General features: G+C 61.7%; 21 protein-coding genes and 1 pseudogene. 13 read left to right on the forward strand and 9 right to left on the reverse strand.

All coding sequences use genetic code 11. The annotated features are described in order from the left end of the window. The first annotated feature begins 148 nt into the window (after nt 1-148). Nucleotides 149-1255, forward strand: a complete 1107-nt coding sequence (locus tag BLT92_RS17570; RefSeq protein ID WP_092107694.1) for a ferrochelatase — start codon at nt 149-151, stop codon at nt 1253-1255. 92 nt (nt 1256-1347) lie between these two features. Here the strand turns inward: BLT92_RS17570 and BLT92_RS17575 are convergent, their stop codons facing one another. Further along, nucleotides 1348-1575, reverse strand: a complete 228-nt coding sequence (locus BLT92_RS17575) for a hypothetical protein (protein ID WP_092109572.1) — start codon at nt 1573-1575, stop codon at nt 1348-1350. Between the two features lie 286 nt (nt 1576-1861). Between BLT92_RS17575 and BLT92_RS17580 the strand changes: the two genes are divergently transcribed. Then, complete coding sequence (locus BLT92_RS17580) at nt 1862-2161, forward strand: DUF4193 domain-containing protein (RefSeq protein WP_092107696.1); 300 nt, start codon at nt 1862-1864, stop codon at nt 2159-2161. Between the two features lie 105 nt (nt 2162-2266). Here BLT92_RS17580 and BLT92_RS17585 read toward each other — a convergent pair whose 3' ends face one another. Next, nucleotides 2267-2722 carry a DUF3093 domain-containing protein gene (locus tag BLT92_RS17585; protein WP_092107698.1) on the reverse strand — a complete coding sequence of 152 codons (456 nt, stop codon included), beginning with the start codon at nt 2720-2722 and terminating at the stop codon, nt 2267-2269. 64 nt (nt 2723-2786) lie between these two features. On the opposite strand from BLT92_RS17585, the gene dut reads away from it, so the two are divergent. From dut to BLT92_RS17600, 3 genes are read left to right on the forward strand one after another with little or no spacing between them, the layout of a single operon-like run. Next, entirely contained in the window at nt 2787-3260 is a 474-nt protein-coding gene (gene dut, locus BLT92_RS17590) for a dUTP diphosphatase (protein ID WP_172802621.1), read from the forward strand. Between the two features lie 6 nt (nt 3261-3266). Further along, the gene (locus BLT92_RS17595; RefSeq protein ID WP_092107700.1) at nt 3267-4166 is read left to right on the forward strand and encodes a DUF3710 domain-containing protein; all 900 of its coding nucleotides are present in this window, start codon (nt 3267-3269) and stop codon (nt 4164-4166) included. A 5-nt stretch (nt 4167-4171) separates the two neighbouring features. After that, complete coding sequence (locus tag BLT92_RS17600) at nt 4172-4546, forward strand: OB-fold nucleic acid binding domain-containing protein (protein WP_092107702.1); 375 nt, start codon at nt 4172-4174, stop codon at nt 4544-4546. Nucleotides 4547-4582: 36 nt separating this feature from the next. Here BLT92_RS17600 and BLT92_RS17605 read toward each other — a convergent pair whose 3' ends face one another. Together BLT92_RS17605 and BLT92_RS17610 are read right to left on the reverse strand one after the other, a co-directional pair. Further along, nucleotides 4583-5248 carry a potassium channel family protein gene (locus tag BLT92_RS17605; RefSeq protein WP_092107704.1) on the reverse strand — a complete coding sequence of 222 codons (666 nt, stop codon included), beginning with the start codon at nt 5246-5248 and terminating at the stop codon, nt 4583-4585. Further along, nucleotides 5245-5916, reverse strand: coding sequence for a potassium channel family protein (locus BLT92_RS17610; protein ID WP_092107706.1), 672 nt, complete (start codon nt 5914-5916; stop codon nt 5245-5247). The genes BLT92_RS17605 and BLT92_RS17610 overlap by 4 nt, the downstream gene beginning before the upstream one ends. Before the next feature lie 136 nt (nt 5917-6052). Here BLT92_RS17610 and BLT92_RS17615 point away from each other — a divergent pair, with 136 nt between their 5' ends. Together BLT92_RS17615 and BLT92_RS17620 are read left to right on the forward strand one after the other, a co-directional pair. After that, complete coding sequence (locus BLT92_RS17615; protein ID WP_092107708.1) at nt 6053-7963, forward strand: APC family permease; 1911 nt, start codon at nt 6053-6055, stop codon at nt 7961-7963. 6 nt (nt 7964-7969) lie between these two features. Beyond that, the gene (locus BLT92_RS17620) at nt 7970-9283 is read left to right on the forward strand and encodes a class I SAM-dependent RNA methyltransferase (protein ID WP_231938900.1); all 1314 of its coding nucleotides are present in this window, start codon (nt 7970-7972) and stop codon (nt 9281-9283) included. A gap of 22 nt (nt 9284-9305) precedes the next feature. Here BLT92_RS17620 and BLT92_RS17625 read toward each other — a convergent pair whose 3' ends face one another. Next, on the reverse strand, nt 9306-9497 hold the full coding sequence (locus tag BLT92_RS17625; protein ID WP_092107710.1) for a hypothetical protein: 192 nt from the start codon (nt 9495-9497) through the stop codon (nt 9306-9308). Between the two features lie 275 nt (nt 9498-9772). Here BLT92_RS17625 and acnA point away from each other — a divergent pair, with 275 nt between their 5' ends. Continuing rightward, nucleotides 9773-12457 carry an aconitate hydratase AcnA gene (acnA, locus tag BLT92_RS17630; protein ID WP_092107712.1) on the forward strand — a complete coding sequence of 895 codons (2685 nt, stop codon included), beginning with the start codon at nt 9773-9775 and terminating at the stop codon, nt 12455-12457. Between the two features lie 410 nt (nt 12458-12867). On the opposite strand, the gene BLT92_RS17635 is transcribed toward acnA, so the two are convergent. Further along, on the reverse strand, nt 12868-13059 hold the full coding sequence (locus tag BLT92_RS17635) for a hypothetical protein (RefSeq protein WP_092107714.1): 192 nt from the start codon (nt 13057-13059) through the stop codon (nt 12868-12870). Between the two features lie 161 nt (nt 13060-13220). On the opposite strand from BLT92_RS17635, the gene BLT92_RS17640 reads away from it, so the two are divergent. Continuing rightward, complete coding sequence (locus BLT92_RS17640) at nt 13221-15383, forward strand: AAA family ATPase (RefSeq protein WP_172802622.1); 2163 nt, start codon at nt 13221-13223, stop codon at nt 15381-15383. A gap of 120 nt (nt 15384-15503) precedes the next feature. On the opposite strand, the gene BLT92_RS17645 is transcribed toward BLT92_RS17640, so the two are convergent. After that, nucleotides 15504-15692: an Abi family protein gene (locus BLT92_RS17645; protein WP_269457399.1), complete on the reverse strand. Its 189-nt coding sequence runs from the start codon at nt 15690-15692 to the stop codon at nt 15504-15506. A 426-nt stretch (nt 15693-16118) separates the two neighbouring features. Between BLT92_RS17645 and BLT92_RS17650 the strand changes: the two genes are divergently transcribed. After that, nucleotides 16119-17141: a GNAT family N-acetyltransferase gene (locus BLT92_RS17650; RefSeq protein ID WP_172802623.1), complete on the forward strand. Its 1023-nt coding sequence runs from the start codon at nt 16119-16121 to the stop codon at nt 17139-17141. A gap of 733 nt (nt 17142-17874) precedes the next feature. Here the strand turns inward: BLT92_RS17650 and BLT92_RS17655 are convergent. Further along, a complete protein-coding gene (locus BLT92_RS17655; RefSeq protein ID WP_092107720.1) occupies nt 17875-18618 on the reverse strand; it encodes a hypothetical protein in 744 nt (247 codons plus the stop codon). An 848-nt stretch (nt 18619-19466) separates the two neighbouring features. Here BLT92_RS17655 and BLT92_RS17660 point away from each other — a divergent pair. Then, complete coding sequence (locus BLT92_RS17660; protein ID WP_092107722.1) at nt 19467-20993, forward strand: Abi family protein; 1527 nt, start codon at nt 19467-19469, stop codon at nt 20991-20993. Between the two features lie 159 nt (nt 20994-21152). Beyond that, nucleotides 21153-21425: pseudogene (locus BLT92_RS17665) on the forward strand (hypothetical protein); the annotation flags it as partial. A gap of 529 nt (nt 21426-21954) precedes the next feature. Here BLT92_RS17665 and BLT92_RS17670 read toward each other — a convergent pair. Then, a complete protein-coding gene (locus BLT92_RS17670; protein WP_092107723.1) occupies nt 21955-22884 on the reverse strand; it encodes a helix-turn-helix transcriptional regulator in 930 nt (309 codons plus the stop codon). Nucleotides 22885-23020: 136 nt separating this feature from the next. Here BLT92_RS17670 and BLT92_RS17675 point away from each other — a divergent pair, with 136 nt between their 5' ends. Then, complete coding sequence (locus BLT92_RS17675) at nt 23021-24265, forward strand: MFS transporter (protein WP_035768247.1); 1245 nt, start codon at nt 23021-23023, stop codon at nt 24263-24265. Nucleotides 24266-24279: the final 14 nt, after the last annotated feature.

Consider the following 24279-nt stretch of genomic DNA (forward strand, 5'->3'; position numbering starts at 1 on the left):
GTCTCATCTGCATCGTGTCACGTCCGGAGCCGCCCATAGGGCAGATTTGCGCGCGAGTCGCGAAATGGCAGGCCTGATCGCTGAGCTGGTCTGACTCACTGTGCGGACAACGGGCGCAGACCCTCTACAGGCTGTAAAATCGGTAAGTGTGAATACCACTGCACCCATTGACACTCTCGTCCTCATGTCATTCGGGGGACCGGAGGCTCCAGAAGAAGTCGTCCCTTTCCTCAAGAACGTCACCGCCGGTCGCGGCATACCGGAGGAGCGACTCGAAGAAGTCGGTGAGCACTACTACGGCTTCGGTGGGAAGTCGCCCATCAATGATCAGAACAAGGCGCTGCTGCAGGCTCTGCGCGACGAGCTCGAGCGTCGCGGAATCGACACCCCAGTCATCTGGGGCAACCGCAATTGGGAGCCGTACCTGACCGATACGGTGCGTGCCGAGGCGCAGGCCGGCCGAACCCGATTCCTGTCCATCGACACCTCGGCGTATTCGTCGTATTCCTCCTGCCGTCAATATCGTGAGGACTTCGCCAAGACGATTGATGAGCTGTCCGCCGAAGGCACGTCTGTCACGATCGACAAGATTCGGCAGTTCTACAATCACCCCGGCTATGCCGAGGCCTGCGCTGTCCTCCTGAGAGAGGGCATCGCCGACTTCACGAAGCAGGTGGGCGCCCTCGACGCGGCGAAGCACCGCATCCTGTTCGTCACGCACTCGATCCCCAACGTCATGCAGGACGCCTCTGCGGTGGCGACCGGTGGCTATCGCGCACAGCACGAAGAGCTCATGACCCACCTCCTGGATGGATTGGCTGAATCCGAGACTCTTCCGGCAGAGCTGGTCTACTGCTCACGTTCGGGGTCGCCGGAAGTGCCGTGGCTCGAACCGGACGTCAACGATCGGATGACGGAGCTCGCCGACGACGGAGTCACCGGTGTGATCCTCGTTCCGATCGGATTCATCTCCGATCACATGGAGGTGGCCTTCGACCTCGATACTGAGGCGAAGGAGACCGCAGCCGAAGTCGGCTTCGCCTTCACCCGCGTCGCAACCGTCGGCACGCACCCCCTGTTCGTGTCCGGGCTCGTCGACCTCGTCGAGGAGAGGACAGCACAGCTTCGCGGCGAGCAGACGTCTGCTCCGGTGGTTGCCGGTTCCACTGCGCTGACTCCCGGCAGCGGCGCGTGCAGCATCGACTGCTGCCGCGGACGCATCGAACGGATGACCGAACCCAACTGGCCCACCTGACTGCCGCGCCGCTGAGCGCTCTGCTCGAAACAGAAATCCCTCCTCTGCACGAACTGCAGGGGAGGGATCCTTCGTTCAGTCTTCCCGACGCGTCAGGTTTCTTCCGGTTCGGAAACGACCGGTATCGCTCCGGTCTCTGCTGCGATGACCGCAACGATCGGACCGGTGTCCACATCATTGCGACCGGCAAGTTCCAAGAGATTCTGCAGGTCGTCGATGAGGGTCTCGACGAGGTAGTCGTCCCCTTCTGACCGGGCTTCATGAATGCGATGACGGACATCGTCGATCCTGGTATCGAGTTGATTTGCGAATTCACTCATCGTGTATCCGTCCTTCCTCGGGGCGTCACCCATGCGCGGGACGATCCCAGTTTCATTCACCGACACAATGCGGTCGGCGTTATTCGACTTATGTATTCTCGCAGAGCTTTTCGAGAGTCGTATGTGTGAACTGTCACGAGGCGACTCATCAGTGACGAGAATCACTGTGAACATGGACGATCTGATCTTGCCAACAGCAACCATACAGTGCACAATGCTGGGGACACGTTTGGCGAGAGGGGTAGAAAATCCTCTTCAGCACACCCGACAGAGAGCGATGAGCCATATGGCAACGGATTACGACGCACCTCGTAAGCAAGACGATGAAATCAAAAGCGATTCGATTGAACAGCTGAAGGCTTCACGCTCGCAGGCGCAGGCCAGCAAGATTGACGAAGATGAGACCGCGGTTGCGGAAGGGTTCGAACTGCCCGGTGCGGACCTGTCGAACGAAGAGCTCTCCGTTCGAGTGCTGCCCAAGCAGAATGACGAGTTCACCTGCATGGAATGCTTCCTGGTTCGCCATCGCTCACAGCTGGCGAGCGAAGAGGGCGGAGTCCCCATCTGCACGGACTGTGCTGGCTGAAACGCCTGTCGGACGAAGCAAGAACGCGCCCTTGTCGGGGCGCGTTTCTGTATCTCGGCTGAGTCCAGCGTCAGCGTGTCAGTCCGAATGTTCAGGGTGTGCGCCTCAGGGCGTGAGCGCAGCGGCGAATTCCATCGGTCGCTTGCTCGAGACCAGCCAATAAGGGGTCGGGTCGGTCTCGTCGTGGATGTCGATGCGCACTGCACATTTGGCCCAGGGGCGCAGCATGAGGAAGGCCCGTGCGTCGAGGCCCGGTCCGCGGGCCGTCCGGGCCCCCTCGGCCTCGTAGCCGGTGGCGCCGGTGACATAGCGGCGATCGATATGTGCATCGCCGACGAAGAGCTGCCGCTCGGTGACGATGATGGAGATCCCAAGCGAACGCAGCCACCAGGCCAAGAGGATGAAACTGATCACCGGAAGGATGACGGCACCGGTCTTCCACACAGGGAAGACCATGAGTGCGGTCGAAGCCGCGGCGATCGCGATGAGAATCCACATGCCGACTGATGGGCCAAGTTTTTCCGTGTACACCACGCGTGTATCGGGTTGAGTCGTTGCCATGGGCCTATTCTCCCATAACGGACTTTTTGGAAGCGCTCAGGCTTCGGCGTTAGAGTGCTTCTTTGTGGCAGAAATCCTGAAGATTGACCTCAAACGCCTCGACACAGGCATGACTCCTCCCTCGTACGCACATGCGTCGGACGCGGGCGCCGATCTGTGCTCGGCGATCGACTTCGTCCTCGAACCGTTCGAGCGGAAGGTCGTGCCCACCGGCATTGCGATCGCGCTGCCGATCGGCACCGCAGGATTCGTCCATCCACGCTCGGGCCTTTCGAGCAGACACGGTGTGACAGTGATCAATGCTCCGGGCACGATCGACGCTGGCTATCGAGGCGAGATCAAGGTGCCGCTGGTCAACCTCGATGCGCGGACCCCTGTGCGCATTTCGCGTGGGGACCGCATCGCCCAGCTCGTCATCCAAGAAATCAAACAAGCAGACTTCACCCTCGTCGAATCGCTGGACGACAGCGATCGCGGCGCAGGGGGCTTCGGCTCCACTGGTGGGGTACAAGCAGGTCTGACCGAGAAAGAGGTGTGAACGACCATGGGACTGTTCTCTCGATTCTCCAAGAAATCCTCCGCTGAGAAGATCGACGACACTGTCGACGAGGAGCACGACGTCGACGACGCCGTGACAAATGACACCGAGGCTGAGGAGTCGACCGACAGCGATTCGGACTCGACCGACGATGATTCGGACCAGACCGGCAGCGGTTCGGATGAGGCTGACTCACAGGAGTCGGAGGATGCGACCGATGACGACGATGTCGACGAGCTCGACGAGGAGGCTCTGCTCGAGAAGTCAGCTCCCTATGACCGCTCTGAGAAGGGCCCGTTCGACGCCGGCGAAGACTTTCCTGAGCTCAACAGGCTCGACCTGGGAGCTCTCAAGGTACCCGTCGTCGACGGCATGCAGGTGCGCCTGGACACAGATGACGACTCCCAGCGTGTGCTGGCTGTGACTCTCATCCATGAAGGCGGCGGGATCCAGTTGCAGGCCTTCGCAACACCACGGTCAGAAGGCCTGTGGAACACCGTCCGCAAGCAGTTGGCAGACAGCGTCGCCTCACAGGGCGGCGAAGCATCGGAACTCCACACATCGCTAGGCAGAGAGCTGGCTGTAGAAGTCCCCGCCAAGACCGAGGACGGTCGCCCTGGGAAGCGCGCCATGCGCTTCGCCGGGATCGACGGTCCGCGGTGGTTCGTCCGCGCGGTGTTCTCCGGCAAGGCCGTCACCGACGACGAGATCCGGTCCGAACTCAGCGCACTCTTCCGCGGCGTCGTCGTCGACAGAGGACAGGAGGCGATGGCTCCGCGTGAGCTCATCGTGCTCACTGCGCCTCAGGTCGACGCAGATTCCGAGAACGACGATGAGGAGAAGGATAAGGACAAGGACGAGCTCAACCCGTTCGAACGCGGACCGGAAATCACCGAGGTCCGCTGAGTCCCATGCTGGATATCATCACACGCCTCGTGCGTGATTTCGGGTCCAGGGACGCCGAGGCGCGGGCCGATCTGAGGCTCCTGTCCCAAATTCCCGGCGTCATCAGCGTCCGCGACCTCACGCCCCGGCAGCTCTCACGGATCGCCGGCGTCGTCAGCGCGGTGACGCAGTCATGCAGCGGCGACAGCCCTCGCCTGCACATCACAGTTGCCGATGGGACAGGGGAGGTTCACGCACAGTTCCTGGGCCGTCGTGAGATCAGCGGAATCAGGCCGGGAGCACTGATCGTCCTCGAGGGTCGCTTCTGCAGCCATGACGGAGTGCTGAAGGCGCACAACCCGGTCTACGAGCTGATCCAGACCCGCGATGACCACGAGTGAGCTGACCTCGGCGTCATCAGCGAACAGAGTTCGTGCTCATTGAGCGGGAGCCTGCAGCAGACTCAGCAGAGCACCTTCCTGATCCGGAGAGGAGAGGAAGAACAGCTCGTCGCCGGCCTCGACCACGTTATCGGCGCTGGGCGCGAATGCCCGGGAATTGCGAATGACCGCGACGAGCACCGTGTCAAGCGGGAAGGCGATGTCGCCGATTCGTGAGGCGACAAGTGCCGACGATTCGTGGACCGTGAACTCCATCAGCCCCGCCTGACCTCGTTCGAAGCTCATCAGATGCACGAGTCCGCCGACCTCGACGGCTTCCTCGACAAGCGCGGTCATCAGCCTCGGCGTCGACACTGCCACGTCGACGCCCCAGTTGTCATCGAAGAGCCATTCGTTCTTCGGATTGTTCACCCGCGACACAGTGCGCGGGACACCGAACTCCGTCTTCGCCAGCAGAGACAGTACGAGGTTGGTCTTATCATCACCGGTGGCGGCGACGACGACATCGGCCTCCTCGAGCTTGGCCTCACCCAATCCCGCCAGTTCGCAGGCATCCGAGAGCAGCCATTCGGCACCCGGGATCCGCTCATGACCTAGAGCCTCCTGGCTCTGATCGATGAGGAGGACCGCATGCTTCTTGTCGAGGAGTTCCCGTGCCACCGAACGACCGACGGATCCGGCTCCAGCGATGACGACTCTCATTCTTCCTCCATTGCTCGCACAGGCTGATCCAGTATCTTCTCGATCTCGCCGAGGCGGTCCACCGGACACATCAGATGGACCAAGTCTCCGTCCTGGAGGAGCAGATCCTCGTGAGCGAGGATACCCTCGGACAGTCGGGTGACGTAGGCGACCCGGGCCTTGGTTCGAGTCTCGATCTCCTTGATCGGTCTGGCCACCCACCCGGGATCGAGATGGACCTCGGCGAGCACGAGCCTGCCCGAGGGTTCGCGAAATTCGGTGATCGATCCCTGCGGGACGAGTTTGCGCATCACCTGGTCGGCCGTCCACCTCACCGTGGGAACGGTGGGAATGCCCAGCCGTTCGAACACCTGGGCGCGGTTGGGGTCGTAGATTCTGGCCGCGACGTTGGCGACGCCGAACGTCTCCCGGGCGACACGCGCGGCGAGGATATTGGAATTGTCTCCGCTGGAGACGGCGGCGAAGGCGTAGGCGTCCGAAGTCTTCGCCTGGGACAGCGTCTCACGGTCGAACCCGATGCCGGTGATGGTGGATCCGCTGAAATCCCTGCCCAGTTTGAGGAACGCATCAGGGTTGCGATCGACGACGGCCACCGTGTGCCCATTGGCATCGAGTGCTTTAGCCAAGGACGCTCCGACTCGGCCGCAGCCCATAATCACGAAGTGCATGGGTAATCCTCTCCGCATTGATCTACCATTGGTGCCCGTGGCCAGCAGTTTTTCTGATGCCGTCAAAAGACTACTCGTTGGACGGCCCTTCCGCAGTGAGGGCAGGCGTGCGCCTGCGCTGAAGAAGCGCATCGCGATGCCGGTCTTCGCCTCCGACATGCTCTCCTCCGTGGCCTATGCCCCGGACGAGATCCTGCTGGCCCTGTCGCTGACATCGCTCGTCGCCCTCACAGTCGCGCCCTGGATCGGTGTGGCCGTCGGCGCAGTGATCCTCGTCATCGTCGCCTGCTACCGCATCAACGTCAAGGCCTACCCGTCCGGAGGCGGCGACTACGAGGTCGCGTCGAAGAACCTCGGTCCCCGTGCCGGGCTGGTCGTCGCTGCGGCCCTGCTGGTCGATTATGTGCTGACCCTGGCCGTGTCGATGACGGTCTTCGCCGCGTACATCACGACGGCCTTTCCGCTCCTGGCTCCGTATCGCGTTCCCGTGGCGATCATCGGGATCCTGCTCATCACCCTGGCCGGGCTGCGCGGTTCACGTGCCACTCCGGTGCTTCTCGCGATCCCGACCTACCTGTTTCTGGGTGCCGTCTTCCTCACCATGTGCGTGGGTCTGCTGCGGGTCGGTGCCGGAGACATCCCGCAAGCGGAGACCGCCGATTACACCGTCGTCCATACCGGAGTCCAAAACGAGGCCACGCTCGGGCTGGCGACGGTCCTGATCGTCCTGCGCGCCTTCTCCTCCGGCTCTGTGGCCTTGGCCGGTGTGCAGACGGTGGCCACCGCAGTGCCCGCATTCAAGAAGCCGCGCGGGAAGAATGCCGGCAACACCCTCCTGCTGTCGGGCCTGTTGGCGGCGCTGATGCTGACCGGCCTGACCTATCTGGCATCCGTGACGGGCATCAAATACGTCGACGACCCGCATCTCTACCTGGTCAGACCCGATGGTAGCGCGGTCAGCGCCGAATACGAGCAGGAACCCGTGCTCGCGCAGCTGGCGCACGCGATCTTCGACAACGCACCCGTGATGTTCTACTTCGTGGTGCTTGTCGCGGCCCTGGTGCTCATCGTCGCCGCGAACACCGCGGTCGAGGGATTCCCCGGCCTCGCCTCTCGGCTGGCACGCGACGGATTCCTGCCCAGGCAGCTGGCGACCAAGGGCGACCGGCTGACGTTCTCCAACGGCATCCTGCTCCTGGCCTTTGCAGCGATCCTGCTCGTGATAGCGACGCGGGCCTCTGCGACGACCCTGATCCAGCTCTATCTCGTCGGTGTCTTCGCGAGCTTCGTCGTCGGCCAAGCGGGCATGGTCCTGCACTGGAACAAGCGCCTGCGCTTGGTCATCGACCCGAAGGCGCGCGTGCGGATGCACATCAATCGCCTCGTCAACGGGGCCGGCTGCATCATCGCCTCGGGCGTGCTGCTCGTCGTCATCGTCTCCAAGTTCCTTGCCGGCGCCTGGCTCGCGGTCGCGGCGATGGCAGGACTCTACCTGGTGATGGGCGCTATCCATCGCCACTACTCCCGCGTCGCCCGGGAACTTGCTCCGGAGGCCGACGGGGGATCGCGCACGATCCCGTCCAACACCCACGCGATCGTCGTCGTCAATGAGATCAACAAGCCGACTCTGCGGGCCCTGTCCTATGCCCGAGTGACCCGTTCGAGCCAGCTCGAAGCCATCACCGTCGCCGTCGACGAGGACTCTGCGAGCGCCCTGCAGCGGCAGTGGAACGATATGTCGCTGCCCGTGCCGCTGACGGTCCTCGACTCGCCGTACCGTGAGTTGGTCCGACCCCTGCTGGCGCATGTGCTCGCGATCCGCCGCAGATCCCCGCGCGACCTCGTCATCGTCTACATTCCCCAATACATCGTGGGACGCTGGTGGGAACACATCCTCCACAACCAAGTAGCCTTGAAGCTGCGCACTCGTCTGCTGCTGGTCCCCAATGTCGTCGTGGTCTCAGTGCCGTGGCGCCTGCGTTCCTTCTCCCGGCAGTACGGCGGCGATGGACCCGAGAACGACAATCCACTGTATAGACAGGCTTGAACACCGATGAGCGCACATTCTGCCGAAGAGATCCCGGCCATGGATCTGACCCTGCACGTCGAGAGCCCGGCCGCCGGCGGCAGCAGCATCGCCCGCCACGAGGGGCAGGTCGTTTTCGTCACCGGGGCGGTTCCGGGGGAGACCGTCCGTGCCCGCACCGAGGCAGGGCCGGCGGCGAAGTTCCTGCGCGCCGACGTCATCGAGGTCCTCGATGCCTCGGAGTTCCGTGTCACCGACCGTCGCTCGCGGTTCCTCGCCGGCGATGCCGGCGACCGGCCGCTCTTCGGCGGGATGGAGTTAGCCCACGTCGACCTCGCCCACAGTCGTGAGCTCAAGGCCGAAGTCCTGCGTGATCAGCTCTCCCGCATCGGCCACATCGACCGCAGCGTCGACGTCGCGGCCGCACCGGGGGAGAACACCGGGCTGAATTGGCGGACCCGGGTGCAGATGGCCGTCGACAACACGGGCCGACTGGGCATGCTGGCACCGCGTTCGCACGATGTCGTGCCTTTGGCCTCGGCTCCGCTGGCAACGTCGGCCATCGCCGAGGTGGCCCTGTCCTCGCTGCGCCTGCCCGGTGCCGATCGACTTGAGTTCGCCTGGGCCGGCGATCGCGGAGCCGTGATCGTGCGCGGCCAATGCGATCCGGTCGCGCTCACAGACCTCGCGCAGACTCTGCCCTCGCAGTGGTCAATCCTCGCGGATGCGCGAAACGGCACCGGCCGCAAGGGCGCTGGAGCCACGGGCGGACACACGAAGCTGGCCGTGGTCAGGGGAGAGGACCAGCTGATCGAAGAGGTCTCCGGGCGCGATTACCGGGTGGCTGCCGATGGGTTCTGGCAGGTCCATGAACAGGCTCCACAGCTGCTGAGTGCGCAGGTCAACTCCGCGCTCAGTGATCAGACACGGGTGATCACGGACCTCTACTGCGGTGTGGGGCTGTTGGGGATCAGCGCCGCCTCTGCCACCGGCGCCGGTCTCTACGGGGTCGAGGGCGCGAAATCAGCGATTGAGAACGCGAAGGTCAACGCCAAGGGTCTCAACGCGAACTTCGACGCCTCCCGGGCAGATCGCGCGAGGATTCCGAAGTCGGACGTCATCATCCTCGACCCGCCGCGTTCCGGTGCCGGCAAAGCGGTCACGCGAGCGCTGCTTGAATCGAGCGCGACGACGATCGTCTACGTCTCCTGCGACGCCGCAACCCTGGCACGGGACTTGGCGGTACTCGTCGGCGGAGGGTTCGCCATCGAGAGCCTGTCCGGCTTCGACCTGTTCCCACTCACCGCTCACCTGGAAACGGTCACCGTCCTCAGGAGGTGACCGGGTCGCAACGTCGGGGCCCTCAGGTGCGCACCCTCTGCGGGAGCAGAATGAGGACGATGAGGGCGATGAAGGTCGTCAGGAAGCCCCACAGTCCCCACCAGCCTGAGGAGCGGCCCTTCTCGCTGGCCAGGGAGCGACAGATGACGGCGAATATGATACCGACGAGGAGAGCGCCGAACCCGAATCCGGCGCCGAGAGTGAACGGGTCCATGAAAGCTCCTTGTTCGCAGCTGCTGATGTGACTCCAGATTAGGGACTTCGACTGCTGATTCGCGCTGGAGTTGTCCGGACTCTCACGTAGGGAAAACCTGATTCTCCATTCACCGACAGGCCAGCCTCCGAAGGTGGTCAAGGCCGGGCAAATGAGATAGAATTTATCTTGACGTCAAGATACTTTTGGAAACAATTGTGTCGCGTAAATCGGTGCGCGGCTCACGGGCTTGCCCGGTTTCTTGGATGAGTGTCGGATGAAACAGGAGAATCACGATGAGCAACGTCGATACGTTCAAATCGAAGAGCACCCTGACCGTAGGCGAAACGGATTATGAGATCTATCGCCTGGATCAGGTCCCAGGGTCACAGAAGCTTCCATTCAGCCTCAAGGTGCTGATGGAGAATCTGCTGCGCACTGAAGACGGTGCGAATATCACTTCGGAGCATATCGAAGCCCTCGGCAACTGGGACCCCAGTGCCGAACCGGCTACGGAAATTCAGTTCACCCCCGCACGTGTGGTCATGCAGGACTTCACCGGCGTGCCCTGCATCGTCGACCTCGCGACAATGCGCGAGAAGGTCGTCGAGCTGGGTGGAAGGCCAGAGCAGGTCAACCCGCTGGCTCCGGCCGAGTTGGTCATCGACCACTCGGTCCAGATCGACAACTTCGGCACCGCCGAAGCGATCGAACTCAACATGGACATGGAATACAAGCGCAACGGTGAGCGCTACCAGTTCCTGCGTTGGGGCCAGACGGCCTTCGATGACTTCAAGGTCGTTCCCCCAGGCATGGGCATCGTTCACCAGGTCAACATCGAACACCTCGCACGCGTCGTCATGCCGCGCGAGGTCGACGGTGTTCTCCGTGCCTACCCGGACACACTGGTCGGCACCGACTCCCACACCACCATGGTCAACGGCCTCGGTGTGCTCGGTTGGGGCGTCGGCGGCATCGAGGCCGAGGCAGCCATGCTCGGCCAGCCCGTCTCGATGCTCATCCCTCGCGTCGTCGGCTTCAAGCTGACCGGCGAGATCCCCTCCGGCGTGACCGCGACCGACGTCGTGCTCACGATCACCGATATGCTCCGCCAGCACGGAGCAGTCGGAAAGTTCGTCGAGTTCTACGGCGAGGGCGTGGCCTCAGTGCCGTTGGCCAACCGCGCCACGATCGGCAACATGAGCCCCGAATTCGGTTCGACCGCCGCGATCTTCCCGATCGACGAGGTCACCATCGACTATATGAAGCTCACCGGCCGTTCGGCCGAGCAGATCCAGTTGGTCGAGGACTACGCCAAGGCGCAGGGCCTGTGGCACGATCCCAGCAGCGAAGTCGAGTACTCGGAGTACCTCGAGCTCGATCTCTCCAGCGTCGTGCCTTCGATCTCAGGACCGAAGCGCCCGCAGGACCGCATCGAGCTCACGGACGCCAAGGACCAGTTCGCCAAGGACATCCACAATTACGCGAAGCCCGGCGAAGAGAACAAGTCGGCTCCCGTCACCACCAGCGACGGATCCAGCTTCGAACTGGCCAACGGCGCCGTGGCGATCGCTTCGATCACCTCGTGCACCAACACCTCGAACCCCTCGGTGATGCTGGCTGCAGGTCTGCTGGCCCGTAACGCCCGCAAGCGCGGACTCAACTCCAAGCCCTGGGTCAAGACCTCCATCGCTCCGGGTTCGAAGGTCGTCACCGAGTACTACAAGAAGGCCAACCTCATTGAGGACCTCGAGGCGCTCAACTTCTTCGTCGTCGGCTACGGCTGCACCACCTGCATCGGCAACTCCGGACCGCTCGATTCCGATATCTCGGAAAGCATCCAGGACCACGACCTGGCAGTTTCCGCAGTCCTGTCCGGCAACCGTAACTTCGAGGGCCGCATCAGCCCCGATGTGAAGATGAACTACCTTGCCTCGCCTCCACTGGTCATCGCCTATGCTCTGGCCGGAACCATGGACTTCGACTTCGACAACCAGCCCCTGGGCCAGGACTCGGAAGGCGTCGACGTCTACCTCAAGGACCTGTGGCCATCGCCGGAAGAGGTTGAGTCGGTCATCTCGTCCTCGATCTCGACAGATATGTTCGACGAGGAATACGGCCGGATCTTCGAAGGTGACGACCGCTGGAAGGCGCTGCAGACACCCGAAGGCGCGATCTTCGAGTGGGACGATCAGTCGACCTACGTGCGCAAGCCAACCTTCTTCGACGGAATGGGCCTGGAAGCAGAGCCCGTTTCCGACATCAAGGGTGCACGCGTTCTCGCGAAGCTCGGCGACTCGGTCACGACCGACCACATCTCGCCTGCAGGTTCCTTCAAGGCCGACACCCCAGCCGGCAAGTACCTCATCGAGCACGGCGTCGAGCGCAAGGACTTCAACTCCTTCGGTTCGCGTCGCGGCAACCACGAGGTGATGATCCGCGGCACGTTCGCGAACATCCGCTTGCAGAACCAGCTCCTCGACGGAGTTCAGGGTGGCTTCACCCGCGACTTCACGCAGGAGGGCGGTCCGCAGACCTCGATCTTCGACGCTTCCGTGAACTACGCGAATGCCGATACCCCTCTTGTCATCCTCGGTGGCAAGGAATACGGTTCAGGATCCTCGCGTGACTGGGCTGCCAAGGGCACCAAGCTGCTCGGCGTCGAAGCCGTCATCACCGAGAGCTTCGAGCGCATCCACCGCTCGAACCTCATCGGCATGGGCGTTATGCCGCTGCAGTTCCCCGCTGGTGAATCTGCTGATTCGCTGGGCCTCGATGGCACAGAGACCTTCGCGATCTCCGGAATCACGGAGCTCAATGAAGGCACCACTCCGAAGACCGTCAAGGTCTCGGCGGCGAAGGAAGACGGAACCACCGTCGACTTCGACGCAGTGGTCCGCATCGACACCCCGGGTGAAGCCGATTACTACCGCAACGGCGGCATCCTGCAATACGTGCTTCGCCAACTTGCCGGTAGTTGAGGAAACTCCTGGTAAGAACGGGTTTCGAAGCCGGCACGACTAGGTGCTACAGGATCGGAACAGTCTAGATGATCGCCCCACCCGGCGCTGCTGGGTGGGGCGATCTGGTGCTCACAGGGATGGCCGACTGGCGGATGTAGTAAGTCCTTCGCCCAGTCGTCAACATTCGATCGTCGACCTCGCGGACTGATACTCATCCTGTCACCTGCTCGTGCTGCCGTCCCCCCATGAGCCAGGACGGCGGTAGCACGGATGAGCCGTAGGTGGTGAGGTAGTGCTCAAGGGCCGAGCCGCGGATCCGCGTGTCTTCACCGGTATCCGGCGTTCCGCGGAGGCGCTCGTCGCCGGAGTTACAGTCACTACTCCCAACGGCAGCTCCTGCGGTATGACGATACTGACGAGCGGATGGATCAAGTACGCGAGACCCAGCGGAGGGCCGCACCCGTGGCGACGTCCACCCAGGTCGCGAACCCTGCGCTCAAGTCGCAGACGATAGCGGCGCGCAGGCCGTTGCCGACGAGGGAGACCACTGTGAGGACCCCGAGCCCCACTCGAGCCGGACAGGTGTAGGTGAGTGGGTGACCGCGCAAGGCGAAGGGCACGGTGATCCCTCTTTGGCTGAATCGGTCGGAACCTCAGGCCCGTCCGTCACAGTGCGCGAGTCGCGCAACTAAGCACGGAACCTCGATATACTATCGGCGAGGCCGCCTCTACAAATCGAGTTTTCTCCGAGTCTCCAAACCTGCCTACGACAAGGATGTCAATGCAACTTTCAATGGTAAGTATTGAGAATTTTCGCGCTCACACATCGACAGCTATTCCGCTTACCCAACTCGGCTCTCTGATTGGCGAGAACAACGCGGGGAAATCTTCCGTTCTTCATGCGATTCAGTACGCGTTGGAGGAAAGGAGGCTCGACGACGCCGATTTTCGAGATGCAACTAAGCCGATAGCCGTCACGCTTCATCTCACGGGGATTGGGGAGCAGGATCTTGAGCGAGTCGGAGATTCTCACCGTGAAAAGGTTGCCGGAATGATTCGAGATGGCAACCTCACGATCGTTCGCTCTCAGACTCATGGCGGGAAAGCAGAACCAAAGTATCTCAAGCTAGTCCCGAGCGATCCGCGGTGGAGCGTCGACAATCTGAACGATTGCACAAAAGGTAAGTCGGGTACCGCACTTCGCACTGCCGCGGTTGAACTTCGCCCCGAACTCGAAGACCTTCTGGGGCAAAAGGTTACGAAGGGAGACGTCGTCGCTGCTTGGAACGAACTTAATCAGCAACTTCCGAAAGAAGACCTTCAGCAACAGTTCGACCCCTATCCGACTGGCATTTCTACGGCAATAAAGCCTCTTTTTCCTTCAGTGATTTACATCGAGTCAGTTAAAGACGCCTCCCTCGAAGCAAGAGCGAGCGGAACCTCTGCCTTCGCCAAGCTCCTGGGCCTGCTGTTCGAAGAAGTGCAAGAACAGTTCGACGACATAGAGGAAAAGTTTAATGCTGTCCATCAGAAGCTGAACCGGCATCTTAGCTCGGACGGGGAACCAAAGGACACGCGTCTCCCCGCCGTCAAGCGCATTGAAACTGTTATCGAACAGTACGTGACTGCGAGCTTCCCCGGTGTAAAGGTTCAGATGGACATCCCCGCGCCGACTCTGTCCGTACTGCTGTCTTCAGCCGACCTGCTAATCGACGACGGCCACGTGAGCAAGGTGTCCAGTAAAGGCGATGGTCTGAAGCGCAACGTTCTGTTTGCTCTCCTGCGTGCCTATGCCGACATTCGTGACAACGGACTTGGCGGCACCGAGTCGGACGAGGTTGCTGATTCTATTGAAGCGGCGCGCAACGATGAGTCCCCCGAGACATGCTTGAGGCCCAGGGGCTCCTACCTGCTCTTGTTTGAAGAGCCCGAGCTATATCTCCATCCCAGAGCGCAGCGGCAGCTGATGGCAGCGCTGACGCAGTTCGCGAAGGACCACCAAGTGCTCGTAACAACCCACTCGCCGGGATTCTTCCAGCCAGGGACCAAAGGGTTCACGCGGATGTACAAGACTGACGCAGGTGTTGTGGCCAGGCCGGTAGACCTTACGCTGAAATTGAAGGACGAGTATCAGATCGTCCGGCACGAGAACAACGAGGCAGCGTTCTTCGCGCAAAAGGTCGTTTTAGTCGAAGGGGATAGCGACACTTTCGTTTTTCCGCACCTTGCGAAGCTATTCTCTAAAGGTTGGGATGACGTTGAACGCAATGTGATGTTCGTGAAGATCGGCGGTAAGGGCAACATCAGTCGTTACAGGACCTTCTTCGAGCAATTCGAGGTTCCGATCCACGTCATCGCCGACCTAGACGCACTGTCGAACGGGTTCGAACATCTGACTTCGACGTCGCGTGTCAGAGAGAGCCACGGCAAGCTGATTCAGTCGGTGAAAGAGCAGATCTCTGGTCCGAGTACTCCGGACCGCGACAAGGTGAAGGAAATCGTTCGGAGCCGGTCGCATCGAGAGCTGTGGGGGTCGGCGCAGGAAAACTTCGGGGCTTGGCGAGACATCCAGACAAAGGAAACCGCACAGGCTGTAGTGGATGATCTGACGGAGCTTTTCGATGCAGGTAATGGCGACGCTATCCTTGCACAACTGCAGAATCCACCTACTGAGCAAATTGCCGACTTGATTGAGGAAGTCATCTCATCGCTCGCGCTGGAGGATACATATGTGTTGCGACGCGGCGATCTCGAGACTTACTGTGGCACGCATGCGAAGGGCGAAAAGGTGGCAACTGCGATGAAGTTCTGCGCGGAGACTTTGACGCTCGATGCTCTTAAGAAAGTGCACGGCACGGAAGGGCCTGCCATTGCCGCGGAGCTGGAAGATGTTTTCTCGGGCATCTTCGATTCGAGCGCCCATGAACCTGAGACGAACGTGTGAAGTAGTTGAGAAAGTGATCGTTCCCCAAACCCGTGCGCAGGATCCCGGCAGGCCGCGGCGAAGTCGCAGGACCGTGGTGGTGCCTCGATGTAGTAGGGGTGCCAAGGCATCCGCACTTACTTAGGCAAGCGTGGTGAAGCGAGAACTTGAGCGTTCATTGTGGTCGGTCAGTGCTGCGCGGACAGCAACTTCGACGCGCTCGAGCGCGTGCATGACCAGCAGGCGCAAGGCGCGGTCGAAGACGTAAAGGTCCAACACATCGTCGAAAGAGGTGCCTTCGCGGAAGAACTGAAAGGTCGCGGGTTCGATTCCCGCAGGCGGCTCGGCAACGCCCCTCCCACCAGGCTAAACACGGGATAGGGAGGGGCCTTTTCTTTGAGAGCGACAAGACCGCTACGTTCCAAAGGACGTTCTACCGCGACACGTCGTTCGAGCAGGATTCGACGGCCTTGTGCCCTGCTCCATGTCAGCCCCTCGTGCGAGGATCGAATACAGAACCACTTCGAAAATCAGAGAGGATGCGAGATGAGTAAGAAGTCAGCTGCCGAAAATCGCCGGAGTCGACAGGCGAGCAGTGCCGCCCGACAACGTGCTCAACGCGCCAGGGGAGTGACTCGCAACACCAGCCCCCGCAAAAGGACCTATTGGCATGCAGGGTGGCCCGGCTTGGAACCGGGCACCATCCTTGTTGGATCAGACGAAGCGACGGGTTTGGGTATCGACTCAGCTCGATACATGGGTCAGGACAGAGACGATGAGCTCGATCCATACGACGCCAGCAAAGTCTATTTCAGCAACGACATTGAGTTCGCCAGGGCATTCGCCACCAACACGCAGATCGCTGATAGCCCTACTGGCGTTGTGTACCAACGGGGTGCGCTGTACCGAGTAGAGCCCATCGGCGACATCGAGCCTGATCCCGATTTCCAGAAGAGCGACGTCTCGTGGTGTTCGCCCCGGGCCCGAATCGTGACTGTGGAAGACCCAAACGTGATGATGGACGCATACTCCGCCGCTGAGCGCATCGGTCCTCACATGGCTTGGACTGACGGGTCCCCGGTCTACTCAAAGACGGGAAAGTATCTTCTCAGCCCCGAGCAGAAACAGAGCGCCTTTACTCAGACTCAATTGGACTCCCTCGTGGCCTGGACCCCTCTAAGGCATGTAAATGCCGCGCTAGCGGGTGAGCGTTCTGGCGACCGACCTCTGATCGAAAAGCATTCAGAGATCGCCATCGATGCCGCCGAGGCTACGGACGTCTTGAAAAGACACTTCAAACGAGCCAAAGCCCTTGTCGACCAGGGTGTGGAATTCTCGGACAATTATCGACCTGTCATCGACGATCTCAGCTCACTCATCGCGCCCACAGAGCTCCAGGCTGACGACCCGCGCGCGGTCGCTGTTGCGATCCATCCGCGCGATGGTCTGATCGGAGCAGCTGTTTTCACGGCTGCCCGCATGGGTGACGCTGAAGACCAGATGGTCATGATGATCGACCGAGTGGCAGTGACTCCAAGTTGGAGGCGCAAAGGTGTCGGCTCTGTGCTGCTTACGACGATGCAGCAACTCCTGCCAAACCCGGTCGACTTCGCCGTCGGGCACTGCGATTCCCAGATCGCTCCGTTCTTCGCACAGATGGGATACACGGTGCTCACGCCGGACACACCGCTGGCTTTCCCCGTTGAGAAGTTCGAGAAGGATCTACAGCCAGTTCAGTTCCCTGGCCAATGCGCCTTCTATCGACAGGGCCGGTGGTGACTCGGGGAGCGGTGCCCCTACGTTTTCGTCAAGAAGCGAATACCAGCTTCCCCAATAATATTCGCCGGGTCTCGGACAACACGAATGGTCGGTCCGGGGCCGCCTCCCAGACTGACCGGATATCTCGTCACAGAACTGTTCTGGCACAGTCGCCATCTCGGGCGTGTCGAAGTAGGCACCATCACGCAGCATCGCGTAGAAGCGGTTGCAACACCTTCTCGCCGACGCGATCAGTGCCTGTTGTGCTTCTTATGATCGCCACGTTTTTTGTAGCAATAGGCCCTCGCCAACGAGTCGCTCAATGCCGTGACCGCGGACAAAAGCAACGCCGGATTGATGTAGGGAAGCGGTATTGACAGTGGCATTGAGAACGGCGAGGGTTTCAATTGAGGACATCCGCAGCCTCAACTTCCAGTTCCTTGGATGGACTACGGAATTAGATGCCGAGCCGTGATCCTAAGTCATAGTCTGTCGACCGATGTTGGTGCGGAGGACCGCTGACTGTATGGTCGACTTCAGGGGACTGGTGCAGGGTTTGGTGACATCTAACCTGGCTTGCTCACAACGTAGGGACTGTTGCATGGATTGTAGACATAGTCCGGCTTATTCTCAGACAAGCATGGGACAGCCGAAGGTTGCCCAAGCTGGATTGCGGTGGTCCTAACCGACGGTTCCCTCTTCGCGCAACTTGTCAATCGGGCGGAGGGGGTTGCTCGGCCTCACTTAGTCTCCGCTATGGGCCTCCTTCGGCCTGCCTTGGGCAAACCGGGCATTTGAACGGAGCACCGGCGCAAGGTAGTCCCGTAAGCTGACATTCCTCTTCGGGCTGGCCATGTATCCGAGCGATCCCGATGTCATACAGCTCAGGCCGGTTATGAATATCCAACCACGTGGCCTCGAGTGATTCGCTCTCGCTCGGTATAGTGCCGCTCTCCACACCAACATCGATGAGGGAACGGAGTTGAGCGATGATAATGCCGACCTGCATCGATTGTCTCAGCATCAGCCCATGAGACATTTCTTTGAGGATTCTGGACCTGATGAGTTTGTTCCGGTCTGAGTGCACGAGTCTGCCGTAGGTGACTATTTCACGTGTCTTCACATAGTCTAGTTCGACGCCGTTGAATTCTCCTGAAGAACGAGTTGCTCTCCCTGAAGCGACTCCCTCGAAAAACCAGGCGTGAAAGTCGAGAAGGTAAATCGAGTTGTCATCCGATAGGTACTTCCGAAGAGCCTCAACGACATTCGGGATATAGGTGTTTCTGTCATTCTTGACCATGAACTTCCGTTCAAGCATCATCCGAACGTACAAGGCCATACGGTCCCGTGGTGCCAAGTCGGTCCCGGGCTTAGGCTCCTCTATATTCCCAACCAGTTCCACAAGCTCGGAGTACTCTCCCGCCAACTCCCGAAAAATCATGATTCGTTCGAGAGCGTCATGTGCCCAACGGTCATCAGCGATTACAGACTCATCCATAGGCACATCATGCATTAGAAGGAGCCCCGCTGCAGACACCGCTCCGCTGCGGTAGTACAAGTCATTGACCTACTTAGAATCGACGTGCAAGTGTGAGCCAGAACTGTGTGGGTATAACTACCGAATCTCGATCTGTATGTGTTTCTGCATCGAACCTGTCAAGCGAGGTGTCCGCGGAGAGTACGAGGATTAGTCGGCCTCTTGAGCCGGCGTTTGTTAAGAACAGCGACTTCTTCCGTAGCCGCTCTCAAAGACACATGCTTGGGGAACGATGGGTCGGTGAGCAACTGTCGATACCGGAGCATCTCGACGTACGTGCTTCACTTACTGTATGGTAGTCATTCTCTCGCATGAGCTGGTTCTCTGACCAGGTGTTTTGTATTTTGCTGTATGGCTCCATAGCGAGTCTTGTCACCGAAGCATGTCTCAGTACGTGCTTCGGCAACTTGCCGGTAGTTGAGCTAAACCGCTCGAATAAAAGAACCTGACACGCCCGACCGTGTCTAGTTCCAGCGTCTCACACATACGCTCCGTCAGGCTTCGGCCTGGCGGAGCGTATGTGTCTATGGCTCAGTCGAGGTGTCGACACCAGAACGAGTCGTCGGCCCAGTCGTCGGGGATGCCGATGTCTCACAGGTGCACGACCGCTCTTCATCCCCAGTTCAGAGCCCGGCTAACCCTTGGGCCAGGCGAGCCTCGACGACTCGTGAAGTGGTCCTCCTCCGTTCGTTTGACCCATGTGCAGCGACCCCGTATGCTTGTACCAACACGACAGGTCCGCTTCTCTAGATGAGACGCGGGCCTGTTCTCTTTCTGCCCCGCGCCGGGGACGCGAGGACGATAAGCACATGAGCACGCCGGAGAGCACCTACGCCAAGCCGTTCCTGACGATCCCCGAACAGATCAGGCGGCTGCGCGGGCGAGGCATGGACTGCGGAACAGGCACTTTCGCTTCGGGCGTCCTCGAGCGCTACGGCTACTACCGGCTGTCGGGATACTGGCACCTCCACCGAGCTCGACCCAAGCCTCCCGCGGATCGTTTCGACAAGGACGGCCGTGAGATCCGCCTGGACTCGTTCGTGCCCGGCACGAGCATGGCCCACGTGGTCGCCCTCTACGAGTTCGACCACGAGCTGCGGACCCGTCTTGGCGACATCATCAGCATGGTCGAGACATCGTTCCGGTTCCACGTCGGCCACCGACTCGGAAGGAGTGACCGGTTCGCCCATCGGCGTCCCGAGAAGCTCGGCGCGCTCCGGCCAGCGGACCCGGGCGCGCCACCCGAGCCGACCACTGCCTACCGCGAATGGCTCAAGGAGTACGAGCGTCACGAGAAGCGTGCACGGGGCGACTTCGTCGTGCATTTCCGCGAGACCTACGGTCCGCACCTGCCGATCTGGGTGGCCACGGAGGTGATGTCTTTCGGTGTCTTGAGCGGCCTCTACTACCTGATGACCCAGGCCGATCAGGAGATCCTTGCAGCGCGGTTTCACATCAGCACCGCCGACGGCAAGGGCGACCGCGGTGCTTTGAGCAACTGGCTCAATAACCTCCGGAACGTCCGGAATATCTGCGCGCACTACGGCCGCCTGTGGAACCGCAGCTTCGACGTGGTCATCGACGCGCCGGGGCAGGCGCGCGCGGACGCGGGCGACCTCCTGGCCCCGCTCGTCGAGGAGGGCGTTAACAATCGGCTGTACGGCGTGCTGCTTATCCTGCGCCACCTGGTGCTGAGCATCGCGCCTGAACGGTCCGACGTCATCGACCTCGCCGACCTCATCGAGGCCAGGTCGAACGAGATCGGATTCTCCATGACCCAACTCGGGTTCCCCGACGACTGGCGGAGCAGCCCGACCTGGGACCGGGCCTTCTCGCTCGATCCCTCGCCCATGCTGACGGCGAGCCTGCTCGACCGCGCCAAGTGGTGGACGGCAGTCGAGACGCGAGCCGCGCTGACCCGGGCAGAGGTCGCTGGGACCGAGCATTATCGGACCCCGGAGGAGGCGGCGCGGGCGATGAAGGCGGCCCAGCGCAGCCTGCTGCGGACCTATCTCAAATACCGAGTCGTGATCGAGGTTGAGCTCGGGAAAACCAGGCACTATCCCGCTTTCCAGTTCCGCGACGGCAAGATCATCGACGCTCTCGCGGAGATCAACAAGGCGTTGGCCGCTGCTTGCGAAGACGTGGATCCAACGCAACTCGCCGCGGCGCTGCTGGACTGGTGGCAGACGCCGCATCGTGGACTGCCGAAGGATTCGGACGGCTCGGATCAATCGCCCGTCGACTTGTTGTATTCAGTCTCCGAGCAGGACTTCGAAGCGGCGGTCGAGGAATGCGGTGCGACGAGCAGTTTCGTTGCGCCGGCGCGGAGTTAGCTCCTGGGGCATGTCCTGGAGGCATTGAAACGCGAGATCGACTGGGCGATGTGCAAGACGGGCACTGGATCGGCTCCAGGGACTAGCCGATGTTGAGCGCGGTGAGCTGCTCCGGGGTGCCGGTGACGACCTGCCGGTGGGGGTGTGTTTGCCAGCCATATGGCCGGCCTCGACGTGCCCGGCAGGCGCGCGGTCGTGTTCAGCGGCGCTACCCGGAACTCGCTCGTCGTGCCCCCGCTTGTCCTCGCCCTGCCCGCCGCGTTCGACCTCGCTCCGCTGGTTGTGGTCACCCCGACCCTCGTCGAGCTCGTCGCCATGGTCGTGTTCGTCCGCCTCGTGCAGCGACTTGTAGCGCAGAAGCAGTACCGACCAGCCGTTGTCGGCGTGCCTCTCGTAGACATCTCGCAAACGAGACCGGAGGTGATCTGCTAGTGACCGCGGACGTCCAGGTTCCAGCATGTGTCTCGCTCATTTGCGTTCGGAGAGATGGATGACTCCTTAGGCACTCATGGGTAAATTGTAGTGCGATAATGGCACAGCCATTGACTCCTTGTGCTAAAGTAGCAGTGGTTCGCCTTTAACCTAAACATGTGTACTCCGCCGGGTCACCGCCCTAAAATGTCTAGGTGGTGTTCCGAACTCCAGGCCCCGCGTTTGGCCTGGTCAGCCCCGTTTCTGAGCCTGGTTGCGAGTACCGACGAAGACCCGCATCCGCTCGATATGTGCCGAGGTCGGTGACCCAGTGGGGCGCTCGGGGAGAATGGAGCCATGGAACGACGGATCGACTAGGCATCGAGGCTCCTCCTTGGCCCCGGCTGAGGGAAATCCCCCAAGTGCGCATCGTGGAGAGGTGTGGGGGACGTAGTGATGTCAGAGCAACACGGGCCTCTCCGAGTCGTCGTCTGCGAAGTGTGGACGACGAGGCAGCGATGCGATCGAGCCCGGTCCATTGCGGCTCGGCTCAGGGGCTCTGCTCGTCGGCCTGCTGCGTGGGAACCGTGGAGTCGTCCGCGGGTGCGCCGGACCTTGCTGCGCTCGGTGCCGCCCAGCTCGCCAGGAGCTTGAGGTTCGCCTCGTGCTGTGAGCCGGGCTCGGCAGTGTAGAAAGACAGGTCGTGCCAGGCCCGCTTCGCGGTCGGGAGGTCTACGGACTGGTAGGTGAGCTCGATCTCGCCGATCTCGGGATGCTGCAGACGCTTGGTGCCCTCGTGGCGGATGCGGATGTCGTGGGAGGCCCAGTAGGCGCTAAACTCCTCGCTCGCGGTGGACAGTTCGCCGATCAGTTCGCGCAGAGTCTTGTCGTAGGGCTCGCGGCCGGCCTCGGCGCGCAGCAGCGCCACGGTGGCCGCGGCTCCTGATTCCCAGTCGACGAAGAAGTCCTTGGAGGACTCGTCGAGGAAGTGGTACCGGGCGAAGTTCGGCTTGCCGTGCGCCGCGGCGGTGGGGCTTTCGAACATGGGGGCGTGCAGGGCGCGGCCGAGCGCGTTGGAGCCGATGACGTCGAGGCGTCCGTTGCGCACGAACGCCGCCGACATGGTGATCGAGTCGAGCATCCACTGCACCTGCGGAGCGACCGGGACCTCCCGGCGGCGGGCAGCCTTGCGACGGGCGGGCTTGGCGGCGCGGGCGAGGTCGTTCAGGTAGGTGCGTTCGTCGTCGTCGAGCCGCAGTGCTTCGGCGACGGCATCGAGGACGTCCTCGGAGACCTCGCCGATGTGGCCCTTCTCCAGTCGGGTGTACCACTCGGTGCTCACTCCGGCGAGGACGGCGACCTCTTCGCGGCGCAGTCCGGGGACGCGGCGGCGGGCGCTGGTGGGCAGCCCGACCATGTCAGGGGTCAGCTTCGCGCGCCGGCTGGCGAGGAAGCCCTTGATGTCGTCGCGGTTGTCCATGGTCCAAGCATAGAAGCGATCCCTCGCGCGAAGGGGGTCGATCTTCTCCCCCCTATGAACTCGACCTTCCCCGCCTGCGCGATCAGCGATCAAATGGATAACGACCGAACATCGTCCATTCGTCTATGAGGTATCCATGCAGAACGAAGCCCCCACGGCTTCCGCCCCGACGCAGCCCGCGACCGGCGGAGCTACGCCCAAAAACCGTCTTCCACTCGTCGTCTACGTCCTGGCGCTGGGCACGTTCCTGATGCTCACCACCGAGTTCGTCGTCGCGGGCATCCTGCCCGAGATCTCGAGCGACCTGGGCATCTCGCTCGGCCAGGCCGGGTCGCTGATCACGGTGTTCGCCATCGGCATGGTCATCGGCGCACCGCTGCTGGGAATGCTAACGATGCGGCTGTCGAAGAAGCTCACGCTCCTCATCGCCCTCGTCGTGTTCGTCGCCGGGCACGTGGTCGTCGCGCTCGGCTCGGACCTCACGATCCTCACGACCGCGCGCTTCGTCACCGCCCTGGCAACGGGCGCATTCTGGGCTGTCTCCGCGGTCGTTGCCTCGAACGTCGTGGGCTCCTCGTTGAAATCCTCCGCCGTGGGAGTCGTGGCCGCGGGCGGTTCGCTGGCCACAGTGCTGGGCGTGCCGATCGGCGCGTTCCTCGCCCAGCACGTGGGCTGGCGGGGCACCTTCTGGGCGCTCGGGATCGCCGCGGCCATCGCCGTGGTGTTCATCGCGCGGCTGGTCCCCGCGGACGAGGCCCATCCGCAGGGGTCATCAGCGCTCTCCGGGCTCGCGGATCTCCGTTCACCGCGTCTCTGGCTCGTCCTGGCCGCGTGCCTGACGACGACCGGCGGCGTGCTCGCCGCGTACTCGTTCATCGCGCCGATCCTCACCGACCAGGCCGGTGTGTCTGTTGGACTCGTTCCACTGGTGCTCGCGGGTTTCGGCATCTGCTCTTTCCTCGGCACCCTGCTCGGAGGCCGGCTGGGCGACAAGCATGCACACGTGGTGACGATCGTGACCCCCGTCGCGACGACGCTCGTGCTGCTCGCGATGGCCCTGCTGACTGGATCGACCTGGACCACCGTCGTGCTCGTGGTGCTGCTGGGCGCATTCGGGCTCAGCGCCAACAGCGTGCTCATCCACCTCGCCGTCGGCTACGCCGGCCGAGCGGCCACTCTCGGATCAGGGCTCGCAGTCGCGGCGTTCAACGCCGGTACCGCCATCGGCACCACCATTGCCGGAGCCACCCTCACCACGTCACTGGGCCTGACCGGCCCGGCAGTGGTGGGTACGGTGATCGTCGCACTGACCGTGATCCCCGCATCGATTCTCATGGTCATTACTCGCCGGCGAATCGTCGAGCCGAACTCATCCCTCTGACCACTCGACATCAA

Origin of the sequence: Brevibacterium picturae (assembly GCF_900105045.1) — a bacterium.
Lineage (GTDB): Bacteria > Actinomycetota > Actinomycetes > Actinomycetales > Brevibacteriaceae > Brevibacterium > Brevibacterium picturae.

Excerpts from the sequence above, each read along its gene's own strand:
- BLT92_RS17575 (WP_092109572.1), bottom strand. The coding sequence starts at position 1,575 with ATGAGTGAATTCGCAAATCAACTCGATACCAGGATCGACGATGTCCGT.
- BLT92_RS17580 (WP_092107696.1), top strand. The coding sequence starts at position 1,862 with ATGGCAACGGATTACGACGCACCTCGTAAGCAAGACGATGAAATCAAA.
- BLT92_RS17585 (WP_092107698.1), bottom strand. The coding sequence starts at position 2,722 with ATGGCAACGACTCAACCCGATACACGCGTGGTGTACACGGAAAAACTT.
- BLT92_RS17595 (WP_092107700.1), top strand. The coding sequence starts at position 3,267 with ATGGGACTGTTCTCTCGATTCTCCAAGAAATCCTCCGCTGAGAAGATC.
- BLT92_RS17600 (WP_092107702.1), top strand. The coding sequence starts at position 4,172 with ATGCTGGATATCATCACACGCCTCGTGCGTGATTTCGGGTCCAGGGAC.
- BLT92_RS17605 (WP_092107704.1), bottom strand. The coding sequence starts at position 5,248 with ATGAGAGTCGTCATCGCTGGAGCCGGATCCGTCGGTCGTTCGGTGGCA.
- BLT92_RS17610 (WP_092107706.1), bottom strand. The coding sequence starts at position 5,916 with ATGCACTTCGTGATTATGGGCTGCGGCCGAGTCGGAGCGTCCTTGGCT.
- BLT92_RS17615 (WP_092107708.1), top strand. The coding sequence starts at position 6,053 with ATGCCGGTCTTCGCCTCCGACATGCTCTCCTCCGTGGCCTATGCCCCG.
- BLT92_RS17620 (WP_231938900.1), top strand. The coding sequence starts at position 7,970 with ATGAGCGCACATTCTGCCGAAGAGATCCCGGCCATGGATCTGACCCTG.
- BLT92_RS17625 (WP_092107710.1), bottom strand. The coding sequence starts at position 9,497 with ATGGACCCGTTCACTCTCGGCGCCGGATTCGGGTTCGGCGCTCTCCTC.
- acnA (WP_092107712.1), top strand. The coding sequence starts at position 9,773 with ATGAGCAACGTCGATACGTTCAAATCGAAGAGCACCCTGACCGTAGGC.
- BLT92_RS17640 (WP_172802622.1), top strand. The coding sequence starts at position 13,221 with ATGCAACTTTCAATGGTAAGTATTGAGAATTTTCGCGCTCACACATCG.
- BLT92_RS17650 (WP_172802623.1), top strand. The coding sequence starts at position 16,119 with ATGGGTCAGGACAGAGACGATGAGCTCGATCCATACGACGCCAGCAAA.
- BLT92_RS17655 (WP_092107720.1), bottom strand. The coding sequence starts at position 18,618 with ATGGATGAGTCTGTAATCGCTGATGACCGTTGGGCACATGACGCTCTC.
- BLT92_RS17660 (WP_092107722.1), top strand. The coding sequence starts at position 19,467 with ATGAGCACGCCGGAGAGCACCTACGCCAAGCCGTTCCTGACGATCCCC.
- BLT92_RS17670 (WP_092107723.1), bottom strand. The coding sequence starts at position 22,884 with ATGGACAACCGCGACGACATCAAGGGCTTCCTCGCCAGCCGGCGCGCG.
- BLT92_RS17675 (WP_035768247.1), top strand. The coding sequence starts at position 23,021 with ATGCAGAACGAAGCCCCCACGGCTTCCGCCCCGACGCAGCCCGCGACC.